The following is an 18,578-nucleotide window of genomic DNA, read 5'->3' as shown; positions in this document are numbered from 1 at the left end:
AGACGAACACTCTCTCACGCGTCATCCACAGGGTTGTCCACAACTTGTGCACAAGGCGCGGCGTCATTGGGGATATGTGTGCTCGGTTTGACCGGAGGGCGGCGCAGACCGTAACGTACGACGGTCGAGTCGCATCGACGGCGGTGCTGCGCGCCCGCAGGTCGCCGATCCCCTGCTGTACGCGGGGTCCCGGCGCCCGATGCGACATCAGTACATTGACCGCAGCACCCCACTGGAGCCTCGAGTGAGCAAGCGTACTTACCAGCCGAACAACCGCCGCCGGCACAAGAAGCACGGCTTCCGGCTTCGCATGCGCACCCGAGCGGGGCGGGCGATCCTGTCGTCACGCCGCCGCAAGGGGCGCGAGCACGTCGCGGTCTGAGCAGCGGCGACCGTGCTGCCGTCCGGACACCGGATGCGGCGGCGAGAAGAGTTCACTTCGGCCGTCCGGCGCGGTGATCGTGCCGGACGGCCTAATCTCGTTCTTCACCTGCAGTTCCGGGATGACGTCGACGAACCCGCCCGGGTCGGCTTCACGGTCGGCCGACAGGTCGGTGACGCGGTCGCCCGCAACAGGGTCCGCCGCAGGCTCCGGCACATCCTTCGGGAGCATCTGCATCGGCTGGCACCGGGTAGCCTGCTTGTCGTGCGGGCCAACGCCAAAGCGGCGACCGCACGCCACGACGAACTCGCCGCGGATCTCGAAGCGGCACTCGACCGGCTCCTGCAGCGACAGGTCAAGAGGCGGACATGACGGACAAGCCGACGCTCGCGGCTCGGGCTCTGACGATGCCCATCCTCTTCTACCGTCGGTTCCTCAGCCCGCTCTTCGGCCCGGTGTGCCGCTACCAGCCGACCTGCAGCGCGTACGCCCTGGAGGCGCTCCGCACCCACGGCGCCCTCCGCGGTGGCTGGCTCGCGGTGTGCCGCATCGCTCGTTGCCACCCCTTCCACGCCGGCGGGTACGACCCGGTCCCGCCGCGGAAGGGCGAATCACCCCAAGACCTCACGCCGCGCCCCAGCGGCACTGTTTCGGAGAGCACATAGGAGCCAGCCGGTGAGTCTCAGCTTCCTCGATCCGCTGTTCGAGGCCGTCGCGTGGGTGATCGTACAGATCCACGCCGGCCTGAGCCTGATCTTCCCGGCGGACAGCGGATGGGCGTGGGGCCTGTCGATCTTCCTGCTGACCGTCCTCATGCGGCTCATCCTCTTCCCGCTGTTCGTGAAGCAGATCCACGCGTCGCGGAAGATGCAGGAGCTGCAGCCGCAGGTTCAGGCGCTGCGCAAGAAGTACAAGAAGGACAAGCAGCGCCTCAACCAGGAGATGATGAAGCTCTACCAGGAGGCGGGCGCCAACCCTCTCTCCGGCTGCCTCCCCCTGGTGGTGCAGTTCCCCATCTTCATCTCGCTGTACAACGTGCTCCGAGCGATCTCCACGACGCCGAAGGGCCACTCGAAGTTCGGCATCTCCGCCGACCTCATCCAGAGCGCCCAGAACGCCGACATCTTCGGCGCGCACATCCCCTCGACCTTCAAGGACGCCTTCTCCAGCGGGCTCGTCGGCGCGATGGTCGTCACCGGCCTCGCCGTCGCGATCAGCTCGACGACGACCTTCTTCACGATGAAGTCGAGCGTCGGCCGGTCGATGCAGACCATGACGGCCGACAACCCGATGATGCAGTCCCAGAAGTTCCTGGTGTACCTCTCGCCGCTGTTCGGGCTCTTCGGCCTGACCCTGCCGCTGGGCGTGCTCATCTACTGGGTCACCACCAACTCGTGGACCCTCGCCCAGTCGCACTACGTGTACAAGAAGTACCCGACGAACGTCCCCGACGCCGAGGGCAACGGCGCCGCCGGAGCGAAGACGGGTGCCAAGCCGGCCACTGGGGCCAAGACCGGGACGGCCAAGGCCGGCACCGCCAAGACCACGACCCGGGCGGCCAAGAACGGTGCCGCGAAGCCCGCAGCGGGCAACGCTCTCGTGGGTAAGGGGAAGAAGAGCGCCGAGGTCGAGGCGGACGAGCCGGTGGACGACACGTCGTCGAAGGTCGCACGGCAACAGCCGACACGTCAGTCGCGGAGCAAGAGGAAGCGATAGCGTGACTTCCCAGTCCAGCAGCAGTACGCAAGAGGAGCCCGGAGTGAGCCAAGCCGAAGCCGAGACCCCGGAGACGACCGTCAAGGTCGACGTCAAGGCGCTCGAGCAGGAAGGCGAGATCGCGGCGGATTACATCGAGGGCCTCCTGGACATCGCCGACCTCGACGGCGACATCGACATGGACGTCGAGGGCGAGCGGGCCATGGTGTCCGTCGTCGGCGCCACGCTGGACGAGCTCGTCGGCGGCAAGGGTGAGGTGCTGGAGGCGCTCCAGGAGCTCACCCGCCTGGCGGTGCACCGCAGGACGGGCGAGCGGAGCCGGCTCATGCTCGACGTCGGCGGCTTCCGTGAGCGCCGCCGGTCGGAGCTGTCCAAGCTCGGCACGGACATCGGTGAAGAGGTCAAGCGCACAGGTGAACCGAAGGCCCTGTCGCCGATGACGCCGTTCGAGCGAAAGGTCGTCCACGACGCGATCGCCGCCATGGGACTGCGGAGCGAGTCGGAGGGCGAGGAGCCCAACCGCTACGTCGTCGTCTACGCCGAGTGAACCGACCCCGGCCTCCTGCGGGTTCGACCCGCGCGCGTCGTCGACGGACGAACGCCTGAGGCTGACAGGAAGACGAACGGCCCCGCCACTGCTCAGTGGCGGGGCCGTGTCTTTTGGACGGGTCGGCCGGTCAGCCCACGGTTGGTCGGGTCGGCTTATTCCGGTTCGTACCTGGTGATGTCGCGGTGAGCCTGCGAAACGGACCGCGGGCGGACAGGTGGCTCCGTGTACTCCACGGGGGTCTCCTCCTGACTGACGAACAGCGGATCGTCCTGGACGATCTCCGCGACGTGCCTTCGGCGGCGCGGACGCGTGTAGGCGAATGTGAACGCCAGCCACGCTGCGCCGACGAACATCAGGATCCATCCGATCATCTGGATGTCGATCCCGCTGACGTGGACGTTCAAGGCGAAGGCGAGAATCGCTCCTATGGCGATGAACGCCAGGCCCGTTCCGATGCCCATGTGAGACGGCTCCTTCCGGGGATGGATCGGCCGGCCGGAGACGTACCCGGTCCACACGAGATATGCATAGAGCCGCGATTTCCTTGTGGGAAAGACGAGCCGACGCCGCCGGACGCGCACGCAGCACGCGTCCGCCGGTGCGCCGGGCCGCGCCCTCGCGCGCCGGACGCCCGGCCGCGCCACCCGGCCGTCGGTGCGGCTGTTCTCGGCGTCGCGGGCCGCCGAGGGTGCTCCTTGGTGTAATCACCGGGCACGATCCGACGCCTGCTCCCCGAGCACATGGGGGATATCGGAGAAGGGCGCGGGATGCCGTTATTGCGGGACCCTGCGGCACGGGAGCGGCGTCGGCGCGGTTCGGCAGGGCGACCGCCGGGCCGCTCACGCGGGTCGGCGTTTCCCGGAGGCCACGCGATGTGGAAGCATTCCATCACTGTGGGGACCCATACGACGTTTCTGAGCCGCTGAGCCATGCCACTACTTCCTGCGCCGTCGATCGCCCGTGAGATCTTCGCCGAAGCCCTGCCCACCGCGGAGAGATATGCCGAGTTCCTCGCCGGCCCCGGAGTCGAACGCGGGCTCATCGGACCACGCGAGGTCGAGCGCCTGTGGGAGCGGCACCTGCTCAACTGCGCCGTGATGGCCGAGGTCATCCCCGCCGGGGCGACCGTCGTCGACATCGGCTCGGGTGCCGGGCTTCCCGGGCTCGTGCTCGCGATCGCCCGTGCGGACCTGTCCGTGACGCTTCTCGAGCCGCTCCTTCGCCGCACCGTCTTCCTGCAGGAATGCGTCGACCTCCTCGGGCTGTCCAATGTGGAGGTTCGCCGGGGCCGTGCGGAGGAGGTCGTCGACGAGTTCGCCGCCGACATCGTCACGGCCCGCGCGGTGGCACCTTTGGAACGGCTGGCGGGCTGGGCGCTGCCCCTGCTGCGGCCGGGCGGTGAGCTGCTGGCGCTCAAGGGAGAGCGCGCGGCGGCCGAGCTCGAAGAGGCGAGCGCCATTCTGAGTGAATTCGGCGTTCGTGACGCAGAGGTGCTTCAGGTGGGTCACGGTAAAGTCGAGCCTCCGGCGACGATCGTCCGTGTCGTCGCCGGCGAGGCTCCGCGACCTTCGGGGAAACGGACGAATTCTCGTCGCGGCGGGCGCCGGCGCGGTGAACGGAAGAGGTGACGGCCTTGACGACAGCAGAAGGCTTGGGCTGGCCGGACCGCGCTGCGGGAGCGTCGCCGCAGGACGCCACCGGCCTCGGCTGGCCGGGAGCGTCCGCGACCTCGCCTCCCCCGGCGGTGATTCCCGGCTCGGCACCGGCCGTAAAGGCACCGGCGGCGACCGCACCGCCTGCCGTCCCGCCTCTGATCACAACAGCAACGGCGCCGGCACCTCCGGCCGCGATGCCCTCGGTGGCGGCGCCTTCGGTGGCGCCGCCACCGGACACTCCGGCGGAGCCGCCTGTCACTCCCGCCTCCGACGGGGAATCGACCGGCGATCTCGCCGCTCTCGATCCTGTCAAAGAGACGTCGCAACGTGACCCGGCCCATGGGGAGTCGAAGTTGGTAAGTGAGGCACTCAAGTCGGCCGATGTTTCACGTGAAACGACGCGGCCGGTCGTACGGGCGACGGCGGCCGCGTTCAAGGCGGTTGCGAAGCGGGATGAGAAGGAGTGGCCGAGGCCGCCACGGTGCCGCATCATCACGATCGCCAACCAGAAGGGCGGCGTAGGCAAGACGACGAGCACGGTCAACCTCGCTGCGGCCCTGGCGATGCACGGGTCGCGGGTGCTGGTGGTCGACCTTGACCCTCAGGGGAACGCCTCGACCGCGTTGGGCGTCGAGCACCACGCGGACATCCCGTCCGTCTATCACGTGATTCTTGAAGGCGGCCCGTTCGAGGACGTCGTCGTCCCGGCCGAGGGACTGCCGAATCTGTACTGCGCGCCTGCGACGCTGCATCTCGCGGGCGCCGAGGTCGACCTGGTCCCGATGGTGGCGCGTGAGAATCGCCTGCGGCGCGCGATCGAGGCGTACGACACCGAGAAGTTCGACTACGTGCTCATCGACTGCCCGCCCTCACTCGGTCTGCTCACCGTCAACGCGCTGACGGGCGCCGACGAGCTGCTCATTCCGATTCAGACGGAGTACTACGCGCTCGAGGGTCTCACGCAGCTTCTCCACACGGTCGACCTCGTCCGACAGCACCTCAATCCGAACCTCGCCGTCTCCACGATCCTCCTCACGATGTACGACGCGCGGACCCGCCTGGCCGCCCAGGTCGCGGACGAGGTGCGCAGCCACTTCGGCGACCTGGTGCTGAGCACGGTCATCCCCCGCAGCGTCCGGGTCTCCGAAGCGCCCAGCTATGGCGAGTCCGTGCTGACCTACGACCCGAGTTCCAGCGGCGCCCTCGCCTATACGGAGGCCGCCCGTGAGATGGCCTATCGGGGTGCGGAGGGCGGCGCATGACCGAACCGAAGGCACCGAGGCGCGCGACACGGGCCCCGGTCGTGATGGGTGACGCTCTGGTAGGACGCAGCGCTAGGGAAGGTACGAAGTGAGCCAGCAACGACGAGGTCTCGGTAAGGGGCTGGGCGCGTTGATCCCGACGGCGCCCGCACAACCGGCGTCGACGCCTGCCGAAGCCCCCACGTCGGCACCGGCCGACGCCGCGCCCCAGCCGCAGGCGGTGGCCGGCGCACACTTCGCCGAGATCCCCATTGCGGAGATCATCCCCAACGCACGGCAGCCCCGGCAGACGTTCGACGAGTACGCGTTGGACGAGCTGGCGGCGTCGATCAAAATCGTCGGCCTTCTGCAGCCGATCGTCGTCCGCGAGCTCGGACCGAACCGCTATGAGCTCATCATGGGCGAGCGGCGTCTGCGCGCCTCCAAGCTTGCGGAGCTGGAGAAGGTCCCGGCGATCGTCCGGGACACCGGCGACAACGAGATGCTGCGCGACGCGCTGATGGAGAACCTCCACCGGCAACAGCTCAACGCGCTGGAGGAGGCCGCGGCGTACCAGCAGCTGCTCGACGACTTCGGTGCGACGCACGACGAGCTGGCCACGCGCATCGGGCGCTCGCGGCCGCACATCACCAACACCCTGCGTCTCCTGAACCTGCCGCCCGCCGTCCAGCGGCGCGTCGCCGCCGGAGTCCTCAGCGCCGGCCATGCCCGAGCGCTTCTGGGCCTGGAGAGCGCGGAGCGGCAGGAGTATCTGGCCAAGCGGATCGTGGAGGAGGGCCTCTCGGTCCGGGCCGTGGAAGAGCTCATCGCGGTGGGCGAGGGCGGCGAGACCAAGCAGGCCGCCCGCCGGAAGGCGCCGAACAGGCCGGAGAACCCCCGGATCAGAGAACTCGCCTCCGAGCTGTCGGAGCTCTACGAGACCAAGGTGAGCGTCGACCTCGGCCAGCGCAAGGGGAAGATCGTGGTCGAGTTCGCGACGCTCGAGGATCTGGAGCGGATCGTCAACGCGATGACACCGGACGGTCGTCCGCAGGTGTAGCTGTGTTCGGGCGGATGGTTTCACGTGAAACAGCGGCCATCCGCTCGCGAAGCCGTAGTTCGAGCGGAAGCTCTTAGGTTCTCCTGAAGCGGGAATAGGTTCCTGGGGATGAAGGCGCTCCGCCCAAGAAGGGGGACTGGCCGGTGTCGCGTCGCCTGGTGAATATCACGCTCGACAATCTTGAGGACCTGCCATCTCGGTGTCGCAGGTGCGTGTTCTGGGAGCTCGATCCGGTGAGCAAGCAGCGCGCCGAGGACTGCGGCGACACGGAGCTGGAGAAGGAGGCCTGGATCTCCGCCACGCTCCTCGAATGGGGAAGCTGCGGAAAGATCGTGTACGTCGACGGAGTGCCCGCGGGGTACGTCCTGTTCGCACCGCCGCTCTACGTCCCGCGCTCCGTCGCCTTTCCGACGAGCCCCGTGAGCGCCGACGCCGCCCTCCTGATGACCGCGCACATCATCCCCGAGTTCCAGGGTGGTGGGCTCGGGCGGATGCTCGTGCAGGGCGTCGCGAAGGACCTCACCCGGCGGGGCATCCGAGCGATCGAGGCCTTCGGCGACCTGAAGTGGGAGAAGCCCGGCTGCGTCCTGCCCGCCGAGTACATGCTCGCGGTGGGGTTCAAGACGGTACGGCCACACCACCGGTTCCCACGCCTGCGGCTCGAGCTCAAGTCCGCCATCTCCTGGCGTGAGGACGTCGAGGTCGCCCTGGAACGCCTCCTCGGCTCCATGTCCCCCGAAGGCGCCCTCCGGCCCGTCTGACGGCCTCTCACGTTCACCGGCCCCCCTCCGCCATCCGGTCCGACAAGGCGGCAGCCTGCAGGGACCGGGCACGGTGGGGCGGTGGGGCAGCCGGCGGGGCGGATACGCTCGCCGCCGCTCGGAAGGCGGTCGATGGTGTCGCCCAGGGAGCGATCGGCGTCGGCTCACGTCGCCACGGGCGAGATGGCCGCCGTAGCCGAGTCGGCCCGGAACGGTGCGGCCGGTGCCACGTGTCGATCGGGTCGGGTGGCCGCGAGTGCCCCAGCGTTGTCAGGTCGCCGCTGATCTGGCCGATTCCGCGGTGATGTGGCCAAGTAGGTGGCCCGTCCCGGGAGATGCGGCCAGTGGGCGGCTCCCGGAAGCCACGCCCTCAACGGCAGCATGCGCGGTCAGCTTGGGAAGCCGCGCGGTACAGCCCCGAATGAGGGCCTGGCCTCGTGTACTTCGGGTTTGTTTTCCGAGCCGGAGCCTCAGCTGTTGGCCAGGGTGCGGTCGAGGAGGGGGAGCAGGCGGTCCCAGTGGCGTTGCAGTGCGGAGGGGTTGAAGGCGTCGGTGTCGGACATGGTGAAGCCGTGGACGGTGCCGGGGTAGATCTCGGAGGTGTAGTCGACACCTGCGGTATCCAGGGCCTGGTTGAGCTCGCCGAGGGCCTCGGGCGTGATGTCGGTTTCGGCGTGGCCGAGGTGGACCTGGGCGGTGAGCTTGGAGAGGCTGTCGGGCCCGTCGGCGCCCACGGGGCCGTGGAATCCGGCGACGGCGGCAACCTGGCCGGGGTGGGCCACGGCGGTGCGCATCGCCAGGAGGCCGCCTATGCAGTAGCCGGTCACCGCGACCGGTCCGGCGCTGACCTCGGGCTGGGTGGTGAGGAACCTGAGGTAGGCGTCGGCGTCGCTCAGGACACGTTCGGTGGTGTGCGCCTCGATCAAGGGCATCAGCTGGGCGATGACCGCGGGCCGGACCTCTTCTCCGATGTGCTCGGGAAGTTCGATCACCGGTGCCGGGCCGTGCCGGTAGAAGAAGTTGGGGACGAGCACGTAGTACCCGTGCCCGGCCAGTTCGCGGGCCATCTCCCGCAGCACGGGCCGGATGCCGAAACCGTCCGCGTACATCAGCACCCCTGGGTGCCGCTCGCCGTGGTCGGGGAACGCGGCGAAGGCGTCGGCCTGGCCGTCGGTGGTGGGAATCTGCAGAGTCTTGGTGGGCATGACCTCTCCTGTCGTGGTTGATGTGTCGAGCCTGTGATCAACACGACGGAGGCGGAGCCCGCGCGGCAGCGCTAGACCCTCGATCGAACAGCGGGCCCGCACCGGCCCGTACGGCGCTCAGAAGAGCACCGGGTCGCCAATCCGTGTGTGGCGCAATGCCGTCCCGGTAATCATCGCCGCACAGCGTAGCCCACCGGACAAAGCCGACGCACCCGGAAATTGGCCACTTCAAATGAGACGCCCACACGTCCGGAGGGAACTGGCCGACCGGAGGTCGGAAACATGGGCGGTGGCCAGATCAACCGGGACCTCACAAGCGTTGTCGGCGCTCGCTGCGGATGCGCGAACGGTTCGCGGTCCTCTGCGCAAGGCGCCACGCCGTTCAAACCGCGGTTCTCTCGGCAGGTGGCGCTCTTCGAGCGAGATCCAGCACCCCGTCGGCCCAGGAACGGTCATTCTGTGGCCTGAGAGCCCCCTGGGGCCACTGAGCCCTCGGATTGAGCCGATGACACCGGGGTGACCGAGATCGCCCGACAGCGAGGCCCTGGCGCGTTTTCGCAGGTAGGAGCCGTGAAATAGCGATGGCCCCGCGTGATAACGCGGGGCCATCGTCCACCTGGCCGCGGGAGGCCGGGGAAAAGCCGATCGGGCGTCGATCGAGGGAGCGGATCAGACCTGCTGCGGGGTCAGCTCCGCGATCCCCTCCTCCTGGAGCCAGTGCTCCGCGTCGAGGGCGGCGGCGGCACCGGTGCCGGCCGCGGTGATCGCCTGGCGGTAGCGGTGGTCGACCACATCGCCCGCGCCGAAGACGCCGGGGATGGTGGTGTGGGTCGTCGGCGCCTGGACGCTGAGGTATCCGTCCTCGTCCAGTTCCAGCTGGTCGGTGAAGAGTTCCGTGCGCGGATCGTGCCCGATCGCGATGAACAGGCCGGAGAGCTCCAAGGTTCTCTCCTCGCCCGTGTTGATGTCGCGAAGCCGCACGCCGGTCAGCTTCTCGTCCCCGAGGATCTCGGCGACCTCGCTGTTCCAGGCGAACCGGATCTTCTCGTTGGAGAACGCACGGTCCTGCATGATCCTGCTGGCGCGGAGCTCGTGGCGACGGTGGATGATCGTGACCGACCGCGCGAACCGCGTCAGGAAGATCGCCTCTTCCATCGCCGAGTCGCCGCCGCCGACCACCGCGATGTCCTTGTCGCGGAAGAAGAAGCCGTCACAGGTGGCGCACCAGGAGACGCCGCGACCGGAGAGCTGCTTCTCCTTCGGCAGCCCGAGCTCGCGGTACTTCGACCCCGTGGCGATCACGACCGCCTTGGCGAGGTAGGTGTCGTCGCCGACCTTGACGACCTTCGGCGACGCCGCCAGGTCGACCTCGGTCACGTCGTCGGTGACCAGTTCGGCACCGAACCGTTCGGCCTGCTTGCGCAGGTTGTCCATCAGGTCGGGGCCCATGATGCCGTCGGGGAAGCCCGGGAAGTTCTCCACGTCGGTGGTGTTCATCAGCGCGCCACCGGCGGTCACCGAGCCCTCGAACACCAGCGGTTTCAGGTCGCCTCGGGCGGCGTAGACCGCTGCGGAGTAGCCCGCCGGCCCCGAACCGATGATGATCACGTTCCGGACGTCGTCGCTCACCACAGTGCCTCTCTCCGATCGCGTCCGCGAAGCCGTACCGGTCCTGTTTGCCCGGTTACCTCGCTCGCAGTGACGTAAACCGATCCTAGGGCGCGGGGATTCCCACCCGCGCCACGCGCGCGCCGTACGGCCGCACCGTCCTCGTCCGGGACGGCGCGGCCGTACGGCGCATACAGATCAGTGGGCGATCTGCCGGTGCGCGATCAGGTCGGTGTCATCGGCGGAACACTTCGTTCCGACGATCCAGACGTCGGCGTGCGTGACATCGGCCCCCGGAAGGGCGATGACCGTCGCCGGCCGGCCGTCGTACGTGGCCGAGTCGACCAGCAACGGGGGCTTCCCGCCACTGACCCGGCCGACGCAGGCGGCCACCGAGCCGTTGATCGCCGCGCTCAGCGCATGCTGTCCGGTGGTCGACATGGACAGCGCCGAGGCGAGCTGAGACTCCAGCTCCGCCGAGGTGTAGCGGGTGCCGCTCTGAACGGCGGTGTACGGAACCGAACTCGCGGCCCGCGGTCGAGGCTGGGTGCCTCCCGTGTGCGGGCGTGAGGGCTCTTCCACCGGACGCTGGGAGACGGTCGCGCTGTTGGAGTCCCCGTCCTCCAGGACGGTGCGGGCGATGACGCCCCCGCCGCCGACGACCACCACTGCGGCCGCCGCCGCGGCGAGAAACTGAAATCGCCGGGCGTGCCGATGCCCTGGCACATGCGAGGCCGCCTCGGCCGCTATGGCAGCGTCGAGGCGCTCGACCAGGTGAGCGGGCATCGGCGGAATCGGTGCCTCCGCGAGAGCGCGGGACACCTCCGCGACCTCGGTGGCCCGATCACGACACTCGTCGCATTCGGCCAGGTGTTGTTCTGCGGATATGGCCGTGGCATCGTCGAGAATCCCCTCGGCGAGGTCGGCCAGCGCATCGTAGTCAAGGTGTGCGGCAGTCACGCGGATGTGCCACCTCCTTCCTCCGCAGTTTCGACGCCCGAGCCGCGTCCCTGGTTCCGTAGGTGCCCGAGAAGCGGTGCGAGGCGGGCCCGGCCGCGGGCGCACCGGCTCTTGATGGTGCCCGGCGGCACCTCCAGCACCTTGGCGGCCTCGTCGACGGCGTATCCCATCATGTCGACCAGCACGAGCGCGGCCCGCTGTTCGAAGGGTATGCGCCGCAGCGCCTCGCTCACGTCGAGGGACAGCTCGTGCGCGGAGGTCGGGTCGGAGTTCTTCGGGGCGATGGAGTCGAGGGTGGCGTCGTCGCCCATCGGCACGACCGGCCGGATCGAGCGCCGCCGTATCCGGTCGAGGCAGGCGTTGACCACGATCCGGTGCAACCACGTCGTGACGGCCGCGTCGCCGCGGAACCGGCCCGCCGCGCGGTAGGCCGACAGGAAGGCGTCCTGCAGGGCGTCGGCGGCCTCCTCGTGGTCGCCGAGCGTGCGCAGCGCGACGGCCCACATGCGGTCTCGGTGCCTCTGCACCAGCTCCGTGAACGCGTACGGATCACCGTTCGCGTGCCGCGACAGCAGCTCTTTGTCCGGGACGGCCTCGACCGAACGTCCCCCGCGCATGACCGCCATATTCGTCAGCCCGCTCCGTACCCGGCGACCCCGCCGATGGTGTACCGCCCTCGCCCAGCGTGCCCCCCGACGCCCCCCGCAAGATCCTGCCGCCTCGCCCGGCCAGCACCTGATCTCGCGTCGTAGGGGGCCTCAACACGCTCACGATGGTAGCCGTCTCGGTACCCTCACGTCCGCCGTGACTGGATCATTACGATCCGGTCACTTCGACGTCTTTGATCTGGATGATCCAATTGCCGAAGTTCGGAAGCTTCGGGTACCACAGCAGGACGTACTTGCCCTTGGCGTGCCCAGCGTCGATGGTGTTCGTCCCCGTGCCGGTGCCGGTGCCCACCTTCTTCATGGACTGGGTGCCGGAGTCGCCGATCCGGACCTCAAGAGTGCCGGCGGATCCTTCTGGGGCGCTGATCTTCACCTTGTCGATGGTCGCCGTCTTGCCCAGGTCGATGAGCAGGCCCAACCCGCTCTGCAACTTGCCGTAGCTGGCATCGCCGTAATGCTGGCTCTTCCAGACCGTCGAGCTCTTGCCATCGATGGCGTATTCGGGATTCTGTTTGGCGGTGTTGTCACGGCCTCGGGGATCGTAGGCCTCGGCCTTCTGCGGGTCGAGCTTCGTGGCCGACGGCTTGGTGGTGGACTGGGAGGGGCTCGTCTGGGTGCGGCCCTTGGTGTTCTTGGCGGCGCTGTTGTCGTTCAGCTGGGACAGGCCCCAGGCGCCGACGGCGACGACGACGAGTACGACCGCGACGAGCGCGGCCATGAGGGGCTTGTTGACCGAGCCCTGGCCGCTCCGGCCGCCGTCGGCGCGGTGACCGCCGGTGGAGTACTGCGGCGGCTGCGGGGGGCGCATGCGGGCGCTGTCCGGCACGGTCTGCACCGGGGGGATCGGCTGAGACGCCGCAGCGGACATCGAGGCCGTACGGTCCGGGGCGTGGTCGGGCCGGGGCACGACACCTGGCGGGGTCGAGCCGACGAGCGGCACGAACGGCAGCGGTGATCGGGGGACCTTCGCGAGGGCGTCGGCGAACGCCGCGGGGGCGTCGAACCGCTCCTGCGAGCCCTGGAGAGGGAGGCCCAGCGCCCGGCAGACGATCGCGTCGAGGTTGTGCGGGATGCCGGCGCGGACCTGGCTCGGCACGAGCGGCCGGCCGTCGGCCCCGGTCGGCGCGGGGGGCAGGATGATGCCCTCGCCGCCCGGCCAGTGACCGGTGAGCGCGGCGTAGAGCATGTTGCCGAGGCCCTGCACGTCGTCCAGCGCCGGGGTGTCGGACGTCGCACCGGACAGGACGGCCTCGACGCCGAGCCCTGTGATCTTGACGGTGCCGCCGCTGGTCCAGACGAGGTTGTGGGGGGTGACGCAGAGGTGGGCCAGGCCGGCGGCGTGCGCGGAGGTCAGCGCCTCGGCGGCCTCGAGCAGGAAGGCGGCGGCCCGGTCGGCCTCCATGGGCCCCTGGGCGAGGAGATCCTCGAGGGTCTCTCCGGTGACCCACTCGCTGACGACGTACGCGCGCTCGCCGCTGTCGTCGGCGTCGAAGACCTGGGTCAGCCGCGGGTCGGTGAGCCGGCTCGCGGCGCGGGCCGCGGTCACCACGTCGCCCACCCGGGGAAAGCCCGTGGCAAAGGTGAGCACGGCGACAGAGCGGGCGAGGATCTCGTCCGTCGCCTTCCAGAACGTAGATCCGCCCGCTTCGCTGACGCGGTCGTCCAGGCGGTATCGACCGGCGAGGCGGGTTCCAGGTTCGATGACGGACGTGCTCAACGCGGCGTCCGGCGTAGGTGGTCGCATCCCATGTTCAGTGCCGTGGCTCCCTTACGCCTTCGACCCTCCCTCTCTCCCTTGTGGGCGGAGGAAGACTTCTCACGATCCCGCCCGATGGTAGGACGCTCGAGGAGCGTCGCTGGATTACTACCCGGCGCGAGTCGCGCTCTCCCACCTTACGGGCAGCACGTCCTAACTCGCCCCACGACCGGGCAATCTGGCCATCAGGGTTCGCTGTAGCGACTCCACCTCGGGGACCCGCATAACGCGTGCCACCAGGAAGTACAGCACCATCGCGCCGCCTCCGCCGATCACCAGAACGCCCAGCGATGAGATCACGTGGTAGTAGAAGAACTTGAAGCTCAGCAGGTGCACCGCGAGCGCGAAGCCGAACGCCGGGATCGTCGCGATCGCGATCTTCAGGTGGGACGTGACGATGTGCCGGGCGCCCAGTCCGTTCAGGCGACGGCGCAGGATCAGGGCCGCCACGACGCAGCCGAACGTCCAGGAGACGCCCAGGGCGATCGAGATGCCCTCCACGATCATGTTCGTGGGCAGCGTGTAGTAGCCGACCAGGCCGAGGCTGATGCTGATCGCGACGTTGAAGATCGCCATCATGGCGGGGGTGCGGGTGTCGGCGAGGGCGTAGAACACCCGGAGCAGCAGCTGGTAGATGGCGAACGGCACGAGGGCGAACGTGAACGCCTGCAGGACGTTGGCGATCATCAGGGCACCCGAGATCTGCGTGGACCCGTGCGCGAAGAACAGCGTGGTGAGCTCGGGGGCGAGCGCGAACAGCAGCGCGGCGGACGGCACGATGACCACCGACGACAGGTTCAGCGCGGAGGACATGTTCTCTCTGACCAGGTCGAACCGCCGGTCGGAGGCGTGCCGGCTCATCTGCGGCAGCAGCGCCGTCACCACCGAGACGCCGACGATCGCGTACGGCAGTTGGAACAGCAGGTAGGCGTTGCTCCAGGGCGTGAGGCCGACGCCGTACGGGATGCCCTCGTCACTGCCGCGCTGGCCGGCGCTGTTGGCGATGTTCGTGTTGACGACGAAGCCGACCTGCTGGATCGCGACGTACAGCAGGGTCCACAGCGCCATACCGCCGACCGGCGCCAGCTCCTCCCGGCGGAAGTCGAAGCGCGGACGGTACCGGAAGCCCACCTTGCGCAGGGACGGCCACATGGCGATCGTCTGGATCACGATGCCGAGGGTCGTACCGCCCGCCAGCAGGATGACCTCGGTGTGCGTGATGTTCCCGGGATTGACGCCCGGGCCGGCCACGAAGAGGAACCCGAGGCCGACCGCGATCACGATGACGTTGTTGAGCACCGGCGTCCACATGGGCGCCCCGAAGCTGCCGCGCGCGTTGAGCGACGCGCCGGCCAGCGCGCCGACGCCGTAGAAGAAGATCTGCGGCAGGAAGAACAGCGCGAAGAGGACGGCCAGGTCGTGCTTCTGCTTGTTGTACGAGCTGGCGTACAGGTCGACCAGCAGCGGTGCGCAGAGCATCGCGACCGCGGTCAGAGCCAGGAGCGCGCCGAGCACGAGCGTCAGCAGGCGTGCTTCGTACTCCTCGCCGTACTTGCGGTCCTTCTCCAGCGCGCGGACCAGCATCGGCACGTGCACGGCGGTGAGCACGCCGCCGAGCAGCAGGTCGTAGATGACGTTGGGGAAGGTGTTCGCGGTGTTGTAGACGTCGCCGAGCGCCTGGGTGCCGAGCGCGACGACGAGCACCGCGGTGCGGATGAAGCCGGTGAGCCGTGAGGCGACGGTGCCCAGGGCCATGACGGCACTGGACTTCAGTAGCCCGCTGACCCCCCCACGGCCGCGGCCGGGCTCCTCGCCGGGCTCCTCGGGGGAGATCGTCGGGAGATCGGTCGCCGTCACCGCGACCTCGGGACTTGGTTCGGCCTCAGCCACCGGTCGTGTCCTCCGCTTCGTCGCCTCGGCGCCGTATGACGCGATATCCGACGCCGACGAAGAGTACGGCAAGTGAGATGCCGGTGATGAGCAGTGCGGTTCGCCCGTAGCCGGTCGCGCGCACCCGGAGCACCCGGGTCTCGGCGAACGGCTCGCCGTCAGGTGCGAGGAGTTGGATGTTGACGTAGGCGGGGCCGTTGGCGGCGGCCTTCATGTAGAGGGTGACCTGCTCTTTGTGCCCGGCCTCGAGGGTGATCTCGCTCTGCTTCTGTCCCGGGCCCTCGACGTGGAGCCTCGTGTCGTTCTGCGAGTAGGCGTTCAGTTTGATTCTGACCGTGCCGTGCTCGAGCTCGTTGGAGATCGTGATCGGCACCTGCCCGGATCTGCCCGCCAGGTCCCAGTGGTCGTTGAGGACCTTGACCTTGCCCTCGGCGCTGTGGAGCTCGTTCGCCAGGGTCTGACGGAGCCGCGACCCGCTGTGGGTCTGGTCGGCCCAGGCCGACGACTCGACCCTCGTGATTCCGAGGGTGAACCCGCTGGCCTGAGGCTGGAAGATCGTGGTGAATCGCCGGACGTCTCCGTTGAGGTCCTTGACCTGCTTCAGGTAGCGCTTCGGCAGGCCGGTCTGGCCCTTCTGCGGCTGGAAGGTGCGCGGCTCCGCCTTCTTCTGCCTCTCGACGGTGCTCAGGGCGACCTGACGCATCCACGGCGCGTGCGCAGAGAGGTTCAGCAGGTCCTTGGCGAGGATGGGACCCGGGTTCCACCGGCGCGGCGGGACGACGACGAGGGTGCGCGGGTTGAACGGCAGCTCGTTGGTGACCATGGCCGTCTCGGCGAGGAACCGCTGCTCGGCGAGGGCGACTCCCCCCGGCTCATCGGTGTCCGTGGCGAGGACCTTGTTGATCGTGTCGTCGTACGCGACGAGCTTGACGTTCGCGCCGGCGACCTGTTTCCGGGCGAGGGGGTTCGCGGTGTAGTTCTGCGCTGGGTGGGGCAGGACGGTGCTGTTCAGCAGGATCGTGCGAGCACCGGCCTTGACGAGGTTCGTCAGGGTCTGCTGGTCGGCGAGGCCGTCCGGCGGCACCGCCACCGACGTGCTCTCCGAAAGGAGCTTCGCCCGGCCCAGAGCGAACCCCACCGCGTCGGTGGAGTCCCTGATGTGCTGCGCCATGCCGGCGCGCGACAGGGCCATGACGTCCGGGTCGGCGTACGGCGTGGCGATGACGCGCTTGTTCGCGAGCGTGCCGCGCAGTTTGTTCAGCCAGCCGCCCGCGGCGATGCTCTGCGGCTGCTGCGCGGTGCCCTTGATCGTGTAGCCGTCCTTGTTCGTCATCTGCGCCGCGTCGTCCGCCAGAGCGGGGTCGAGCAGCCAGGTGACCTTCTTGTAGGGGTCCGCCGCGGTCACCAGGTCGTCCAGCCGTCCACCGGTGTTGAGCAGGCGTTCGAGCTTGTCGTCGACGAACGTCGAGTCGTCGGCGCGGTGCGGTTGGTCGATCACCGGCCAGACCCACGAGACGTTGGTCTTCCCGGGGCTGTTCGCCGGGAAGTAGGTGACGAACGTGCGTTGCTTGCCGACGACCGTGTTGGCGGCGTTCAGCACCTCGACGCTGATCGGGTAGACGCCGGATTTCGGGAGGTGCATGCGGCTGACGGGCAGCGAGAGCGCCCACGATTGCTGGCCGCCCGGTTGCACGGCCGACACCACCTTCGGGGCACCGACCGTCCCCGGGTCGAAGCCCTTCCCGTCGGCGTACATCTGGAGCGCCCCGCGGCTCTGCACAGCGCTCGCGGAGTACCGGAGGCGCACCGTGAGCCGCTGGAAGGTGCTGTCGGCCTGGTTCTGCACCTGGCCGTGCAGCTTGAGGATCTCCGAGGGCTTCCGCACGTATTTGGGGCTGACCGAGTCGATGACGACGCCGACGAGCTGTTTCCCGGTGGGCTGCTTGTCGCGGGAGGCCCGCGCGGCGGTCGTGGAGTGCGAGGTGTGCGTGGTGCTCGCGGGGTGGTGCGGAGGCGGGGTCACGGCGAGCGCGGGCCCGCCGGTCAGCACCAGCGGGACGACCAGGGCGAGCAGCCGTTTCATGCGGTTCCCGTGAGCAGTTCGGGCACCTTGGCGACGAGGGCTCGCTCGTCGGCGTAGGCGAGACGGTCGGCGACCTCGTCGAGCGGCACCCAGGCGACCTCGGCGACCTCCACGTCGCCGTCGGACAGGGCGCCTCCGACGGCGATCAGCAGGTGGTGATGCACGGTCTTGTGCACCCGACTCCGGTCGGCGGAGAACCAGTAGTCGACGGCGCCGAGTGGGGCGATGATCCGGCCGCGGATGCCGGTCTCCTCCTCGACCTCGCGCACGGCCGCCTCCTCGATTGTCTCGTCGGCCTCGACATGACCTTTCGGCAGCGACCACAGGAGCCGGCCGTCACGGTCGTATCTGGCGATCAACGCGGCCCGCGGCGTGCCCACCGTGTCGACGACGAGGCCGCCCGCCGACGTCTCCTCGCGGTGACGGCCCGGCGGGCCGGCGGGCCGACGACTGCTCGGTCTGCGCGGGCGGGACACGGCCGCAATCGTAGTAGCCGCGCGTACGTTCTCGGTCAATGATCGCTTCGACGCGGGCGATCGGAGGCGTGCGTGCAGGGGATCGGCGTCGGTTTGGCATCACAGAGCGCGAACAGGTCCAGGGTGTGAATCCCCAGGGCCGTCCACGCCTCGCCGGTGGCCGTGTAGACGACATCGTCGACGCAGGCGGCCTGTTGGTCGACGAACATGACCACGTTGGCGGGCAGCAGCAGCGGCGCCACGAGTTCTGCGGCGTAGTCGGTGACCTCGTTGATCAGGTCGACCGGCGCCGGGCGCACCTCCGGTACGTCGAGGGCCTCGGCGACGACCGACGGCGCGGGCCGGCTCCCCGCCGTGACGATCACCGCGACGAGCGGGTGCCGGCCGGTGTACAGGCGACCGGGCTCGTACGGGAGGAAGATCCGCGTGCACAGGCAGCGGAACGGCGGGAGACCGAGCACCTCCGGGAGATCGTCCGCGCAGCCGATGTGCTTCGGCAGGCGTACGATCTCATGTGTCGTCTGACGCTCCAGCAAGAGCCGATGGATGGAGAGTGCGTCCTTCATC

Annotated in this window: 19 protein-coding genes; 9 read left to right on the top strand and 10 right to left on the bottom strand. The window is 69.0% G+C overall.

Going from position 1 to position 18,578, the window contains the following annotated elements; genetic code table 11:
* The first annotated feature begins 244 nt into the window (after positions 1-244).
* The 5 genes from rpmH to NE236_RS20185 are packed head-to-tail and all read left to right on the top strand — an operon-like array spanning position 245 to position 2,645.
* Positions 245-382 carry a 50S ribosomal protein L34 gene (gene rpmH / locus NE236_RS20205; protein WP_252843590.1) on the top strand — a complete coding sequence of 46 codons (138 nt, stop codon included), beginning with the start codon at positions 245-247 and terminating at the stop codon, positions 380-382.
* A gap of 12 nt (positions 383-394) precedes the next feature.
* The gene (rnpA, locus tag NE236_RS20200) at positions 395-754 is read left to right on the top strand and encodes a ribonuclease P protein component (protein ID WP_308209129.1); all 360 of its coding nucleotides are present in this window, start codon (positions 395-397) and stop codon (positions 752-754) included.
* Complete coding sequence (gene yidD, locus NE236_RS20195) at positions 751-1,047, top strand: membrane protein insertion efficiency factor YidD (protein ID WP_252843588.1); 297 nt, start codon at positions 751-753, stop codon at positions 1,045-1,047. The genes rnpA and yidD overlap by 4 nt, the downstream gene beginning before the upstream one ends.
* Before the next feature lie 10 nt (positions 1,048-1,057).
* Complete coding sequence (gene yidC / locus NE236_RS20190; protein ID WP_252843587.1) at positions 1,058-2,098, top strand: membrane protein insertase YidC; 1,041 nt, start codon at positions 1,058-1,060, stop codon at positions 2,096-2,098.
* A gap of 43 nt (positions 2,099-2,141) precedes the next feature.
* A complete protein-coding gene (locus NE236_RS20185; protein WP_252843586.1) occupies positions 2,142-2,645 on the top strand; it encodes a Jag family protein in 504 nt (167 codons plus the stop codon).
* Positions 2,646-2,800: 155 nt separating this feature from the next.
* On the opposite strand, the gene NE236_RS20180 is transcribed toward NE236_RS20185, so the two are convergent.
* Complete coding sequence (locus NE236_RS20180) at positions 2,801-3,109, bottom strand: DUF6458 family protein (RefSeq protein WP_252843585.1); 309 nt, start codon at positions 3,107-3,109, stop codon at positions 2,801-2,803.
* Between the two features lie 468 nt (positions 3,110-3,577).
* Between NE236_RS20180 and rsmG the strand changes: the two genes are divergently transcribed.
* From rsmG to NE236_RS20160, 4 genes are all read left to right on the top strand, one after another.
* Positions 3,578-4,276, top strand: coding sequence for a 16S rRNA (guanine(527)-N(7))-methyltransferase RsmG (rsmG, locus tag NE236_RS20175; RefSeq protein ID WP_252843584.1), 699 nt, complete (start codon positions 3,578-3,580; stop codon positions 4,274-4,276).
* 380 nt (positions 4,277-4,656) lie between these two features.
* A complete protein-coding gene (locus tag NE236_RS20170) occupies positions 4,657-5,565 on the top strand; it encodes a ParA family protein (RefSeq protein WP_289850631.1) in 909 nt (302 codons plus the stop codon).
* Positions 5,566-5,653: 88 nt separating this feature from the next.
* Positions 5,654-6,604, top strand: coding sequence for a ParB/RepB/Spo0J family partition protein (locus NE236_RS20165; protein WP_252843583.1), 951 nt, complete (start codon positions 5,654-5,656; stop codon positions 6,602-6,604).
* 233 nt (positions 6,605-6,837) lie between these two features.
* Entirely contained in the window at positions 6,838-7,365 is a 528-nt protein-coding gene (locus NE236_RS20160) for a GNAT family N-acetyltransferase (RefSeq protein WP_252843582.1), read from the top strand.
* A 470-nt stretch (positions 7,366-7,835) separates the two neighbouring features.
* Here NE236_RS20160 and NE236_RS20155 read toward each other — a convergent pair whose 3' ends face one another.
* The 9 genes from NE236_RS20155 to NE236_RS20115 form a co-directional block, all read right to left on the bottom strand.
* Entirely contained in the window at positions 7,836-8,570 is a 735-nt protein-coding gene (locus NE236_RS20155; RefSeq protein ID WP_252843581.1) for a dienelactone hydrolase family protein, read from the bottom strand.
* A 669-nt stretch (positions 8,571-9,239) separates the two neighbouring features.
* Positions 9,240-10,199: a thioredoxin-disulfide reductase gene (gene trxB / locus NE236_RS20150; protein ID WP_252843580.1), complete on the bottom strand. Its 960-nt coding sequence runs from the start codon at positions 10,197-10,199 to the stop codon at positions 9,240-9,242.
* Between the two features lie 177 nt (positions 10,200-10,376).
* The gene (locus NE236_RS20145) at positions 10,377-11,138 is read right to left on the bottom strand and encodes an anti-sigma factor family protein (protein WP_252843579.1); all 762 of its coding nucleotides are present in this window, start codon (positions 11,136-11,138) and stop codon (positions 10,377-10,379) included.
* Entirely contained in the window at positions 11,135-11,755 is a 621-nt protein-coding gene (gene sigM, locus NE236_RS20140) for an RNA polymerase sigma factor SigM (RefSeq protein ID WP_252843578.1), read from the bottom strand. Before sigM ends, NE236_RS20145 begins: the two co-directional genes overlap by 4 nt.
* A gap of 199 nt (positions 11,756-11,954) precedes the next feature.
* The gene (locus NE236_RS20135; protein WP_252843577.1) at positions 11,955-13,523 is read right to left on the bottom strand and encodes a protein kinase family protein; all 1,569 of its coding nucleotides are present in this window, start codon (positions 13,521-13,523) and stop codon (positions 11,955-11,957) included.
* 192 nt (positions 13,524-13,715) lie between these two features.
* Positions 13,716-15,452: a murein biosynthesis integral membrane protein MurJ gene (gene murJ / locus NE236_RS20130; RefSeq protein WP_252843576.1), complete on the bottom strand. Its 1,737-nt coding sequence runs from the start codon at positions 15,450-15,452 to the stop codon at positions 13,716-13,718.
* Positions 15,445-17,535: a DUF6049 family protein gene (locus NE236_RS20125; RefSeq protein WP_252843575.1), complete on the bottom strand. Its 2,091-nt coding sequence runs from the start codon at positions 17,533-17,535 to the stop codon at positions 15,445-15,447. The genes murJ and NE236_RS20125 overlap by 8 nt, the downstream gene beginning before the upstream one ends.
* A complete protein-coding gene (locus NE236_RS20120; RefSeq protein ID WP_308209127.1) occupies positions 17,532-18,011 on the bottom strand; it encodes an NUDIX domain-containing protein in 480 nt (159 codons plus the stop codon). The genes NE236_RS20125 and NE236_RS20120 overlap by 4 nt, the downstream gene beginning before the upstream one ends.
* 35 nt (positions 18,012-18,046) lie before the next feature.
* On the bottom strand, positions 18,047-18,577 hold the full coding sequence (locus NE236_RS20115) for an aminoacyl-tRNA deacylase (protein ID WP_252843574.1): 531 nt from the start codon (positions 18,575-18,577) through the stop codon (positions 18,047-18,049).
* Position 18,578 lies beyond the last annotated feature (1 nt).

Source organism: Actinoallomurus purpureus (assembly GCF_024055795.1).
Taxonomy (GTDB): domain Bacteria; phylum Actinomycetota; class Actinomycetes; order Streptosporangiales; family Streptosporangiaceae; genus Actinoallomurus; species Actinoallomurus purpureus.
Note: the sequence above shows the minus strand (reverse complement) of the source record. Positions and strands in the feature narration are given on the sequence as shown.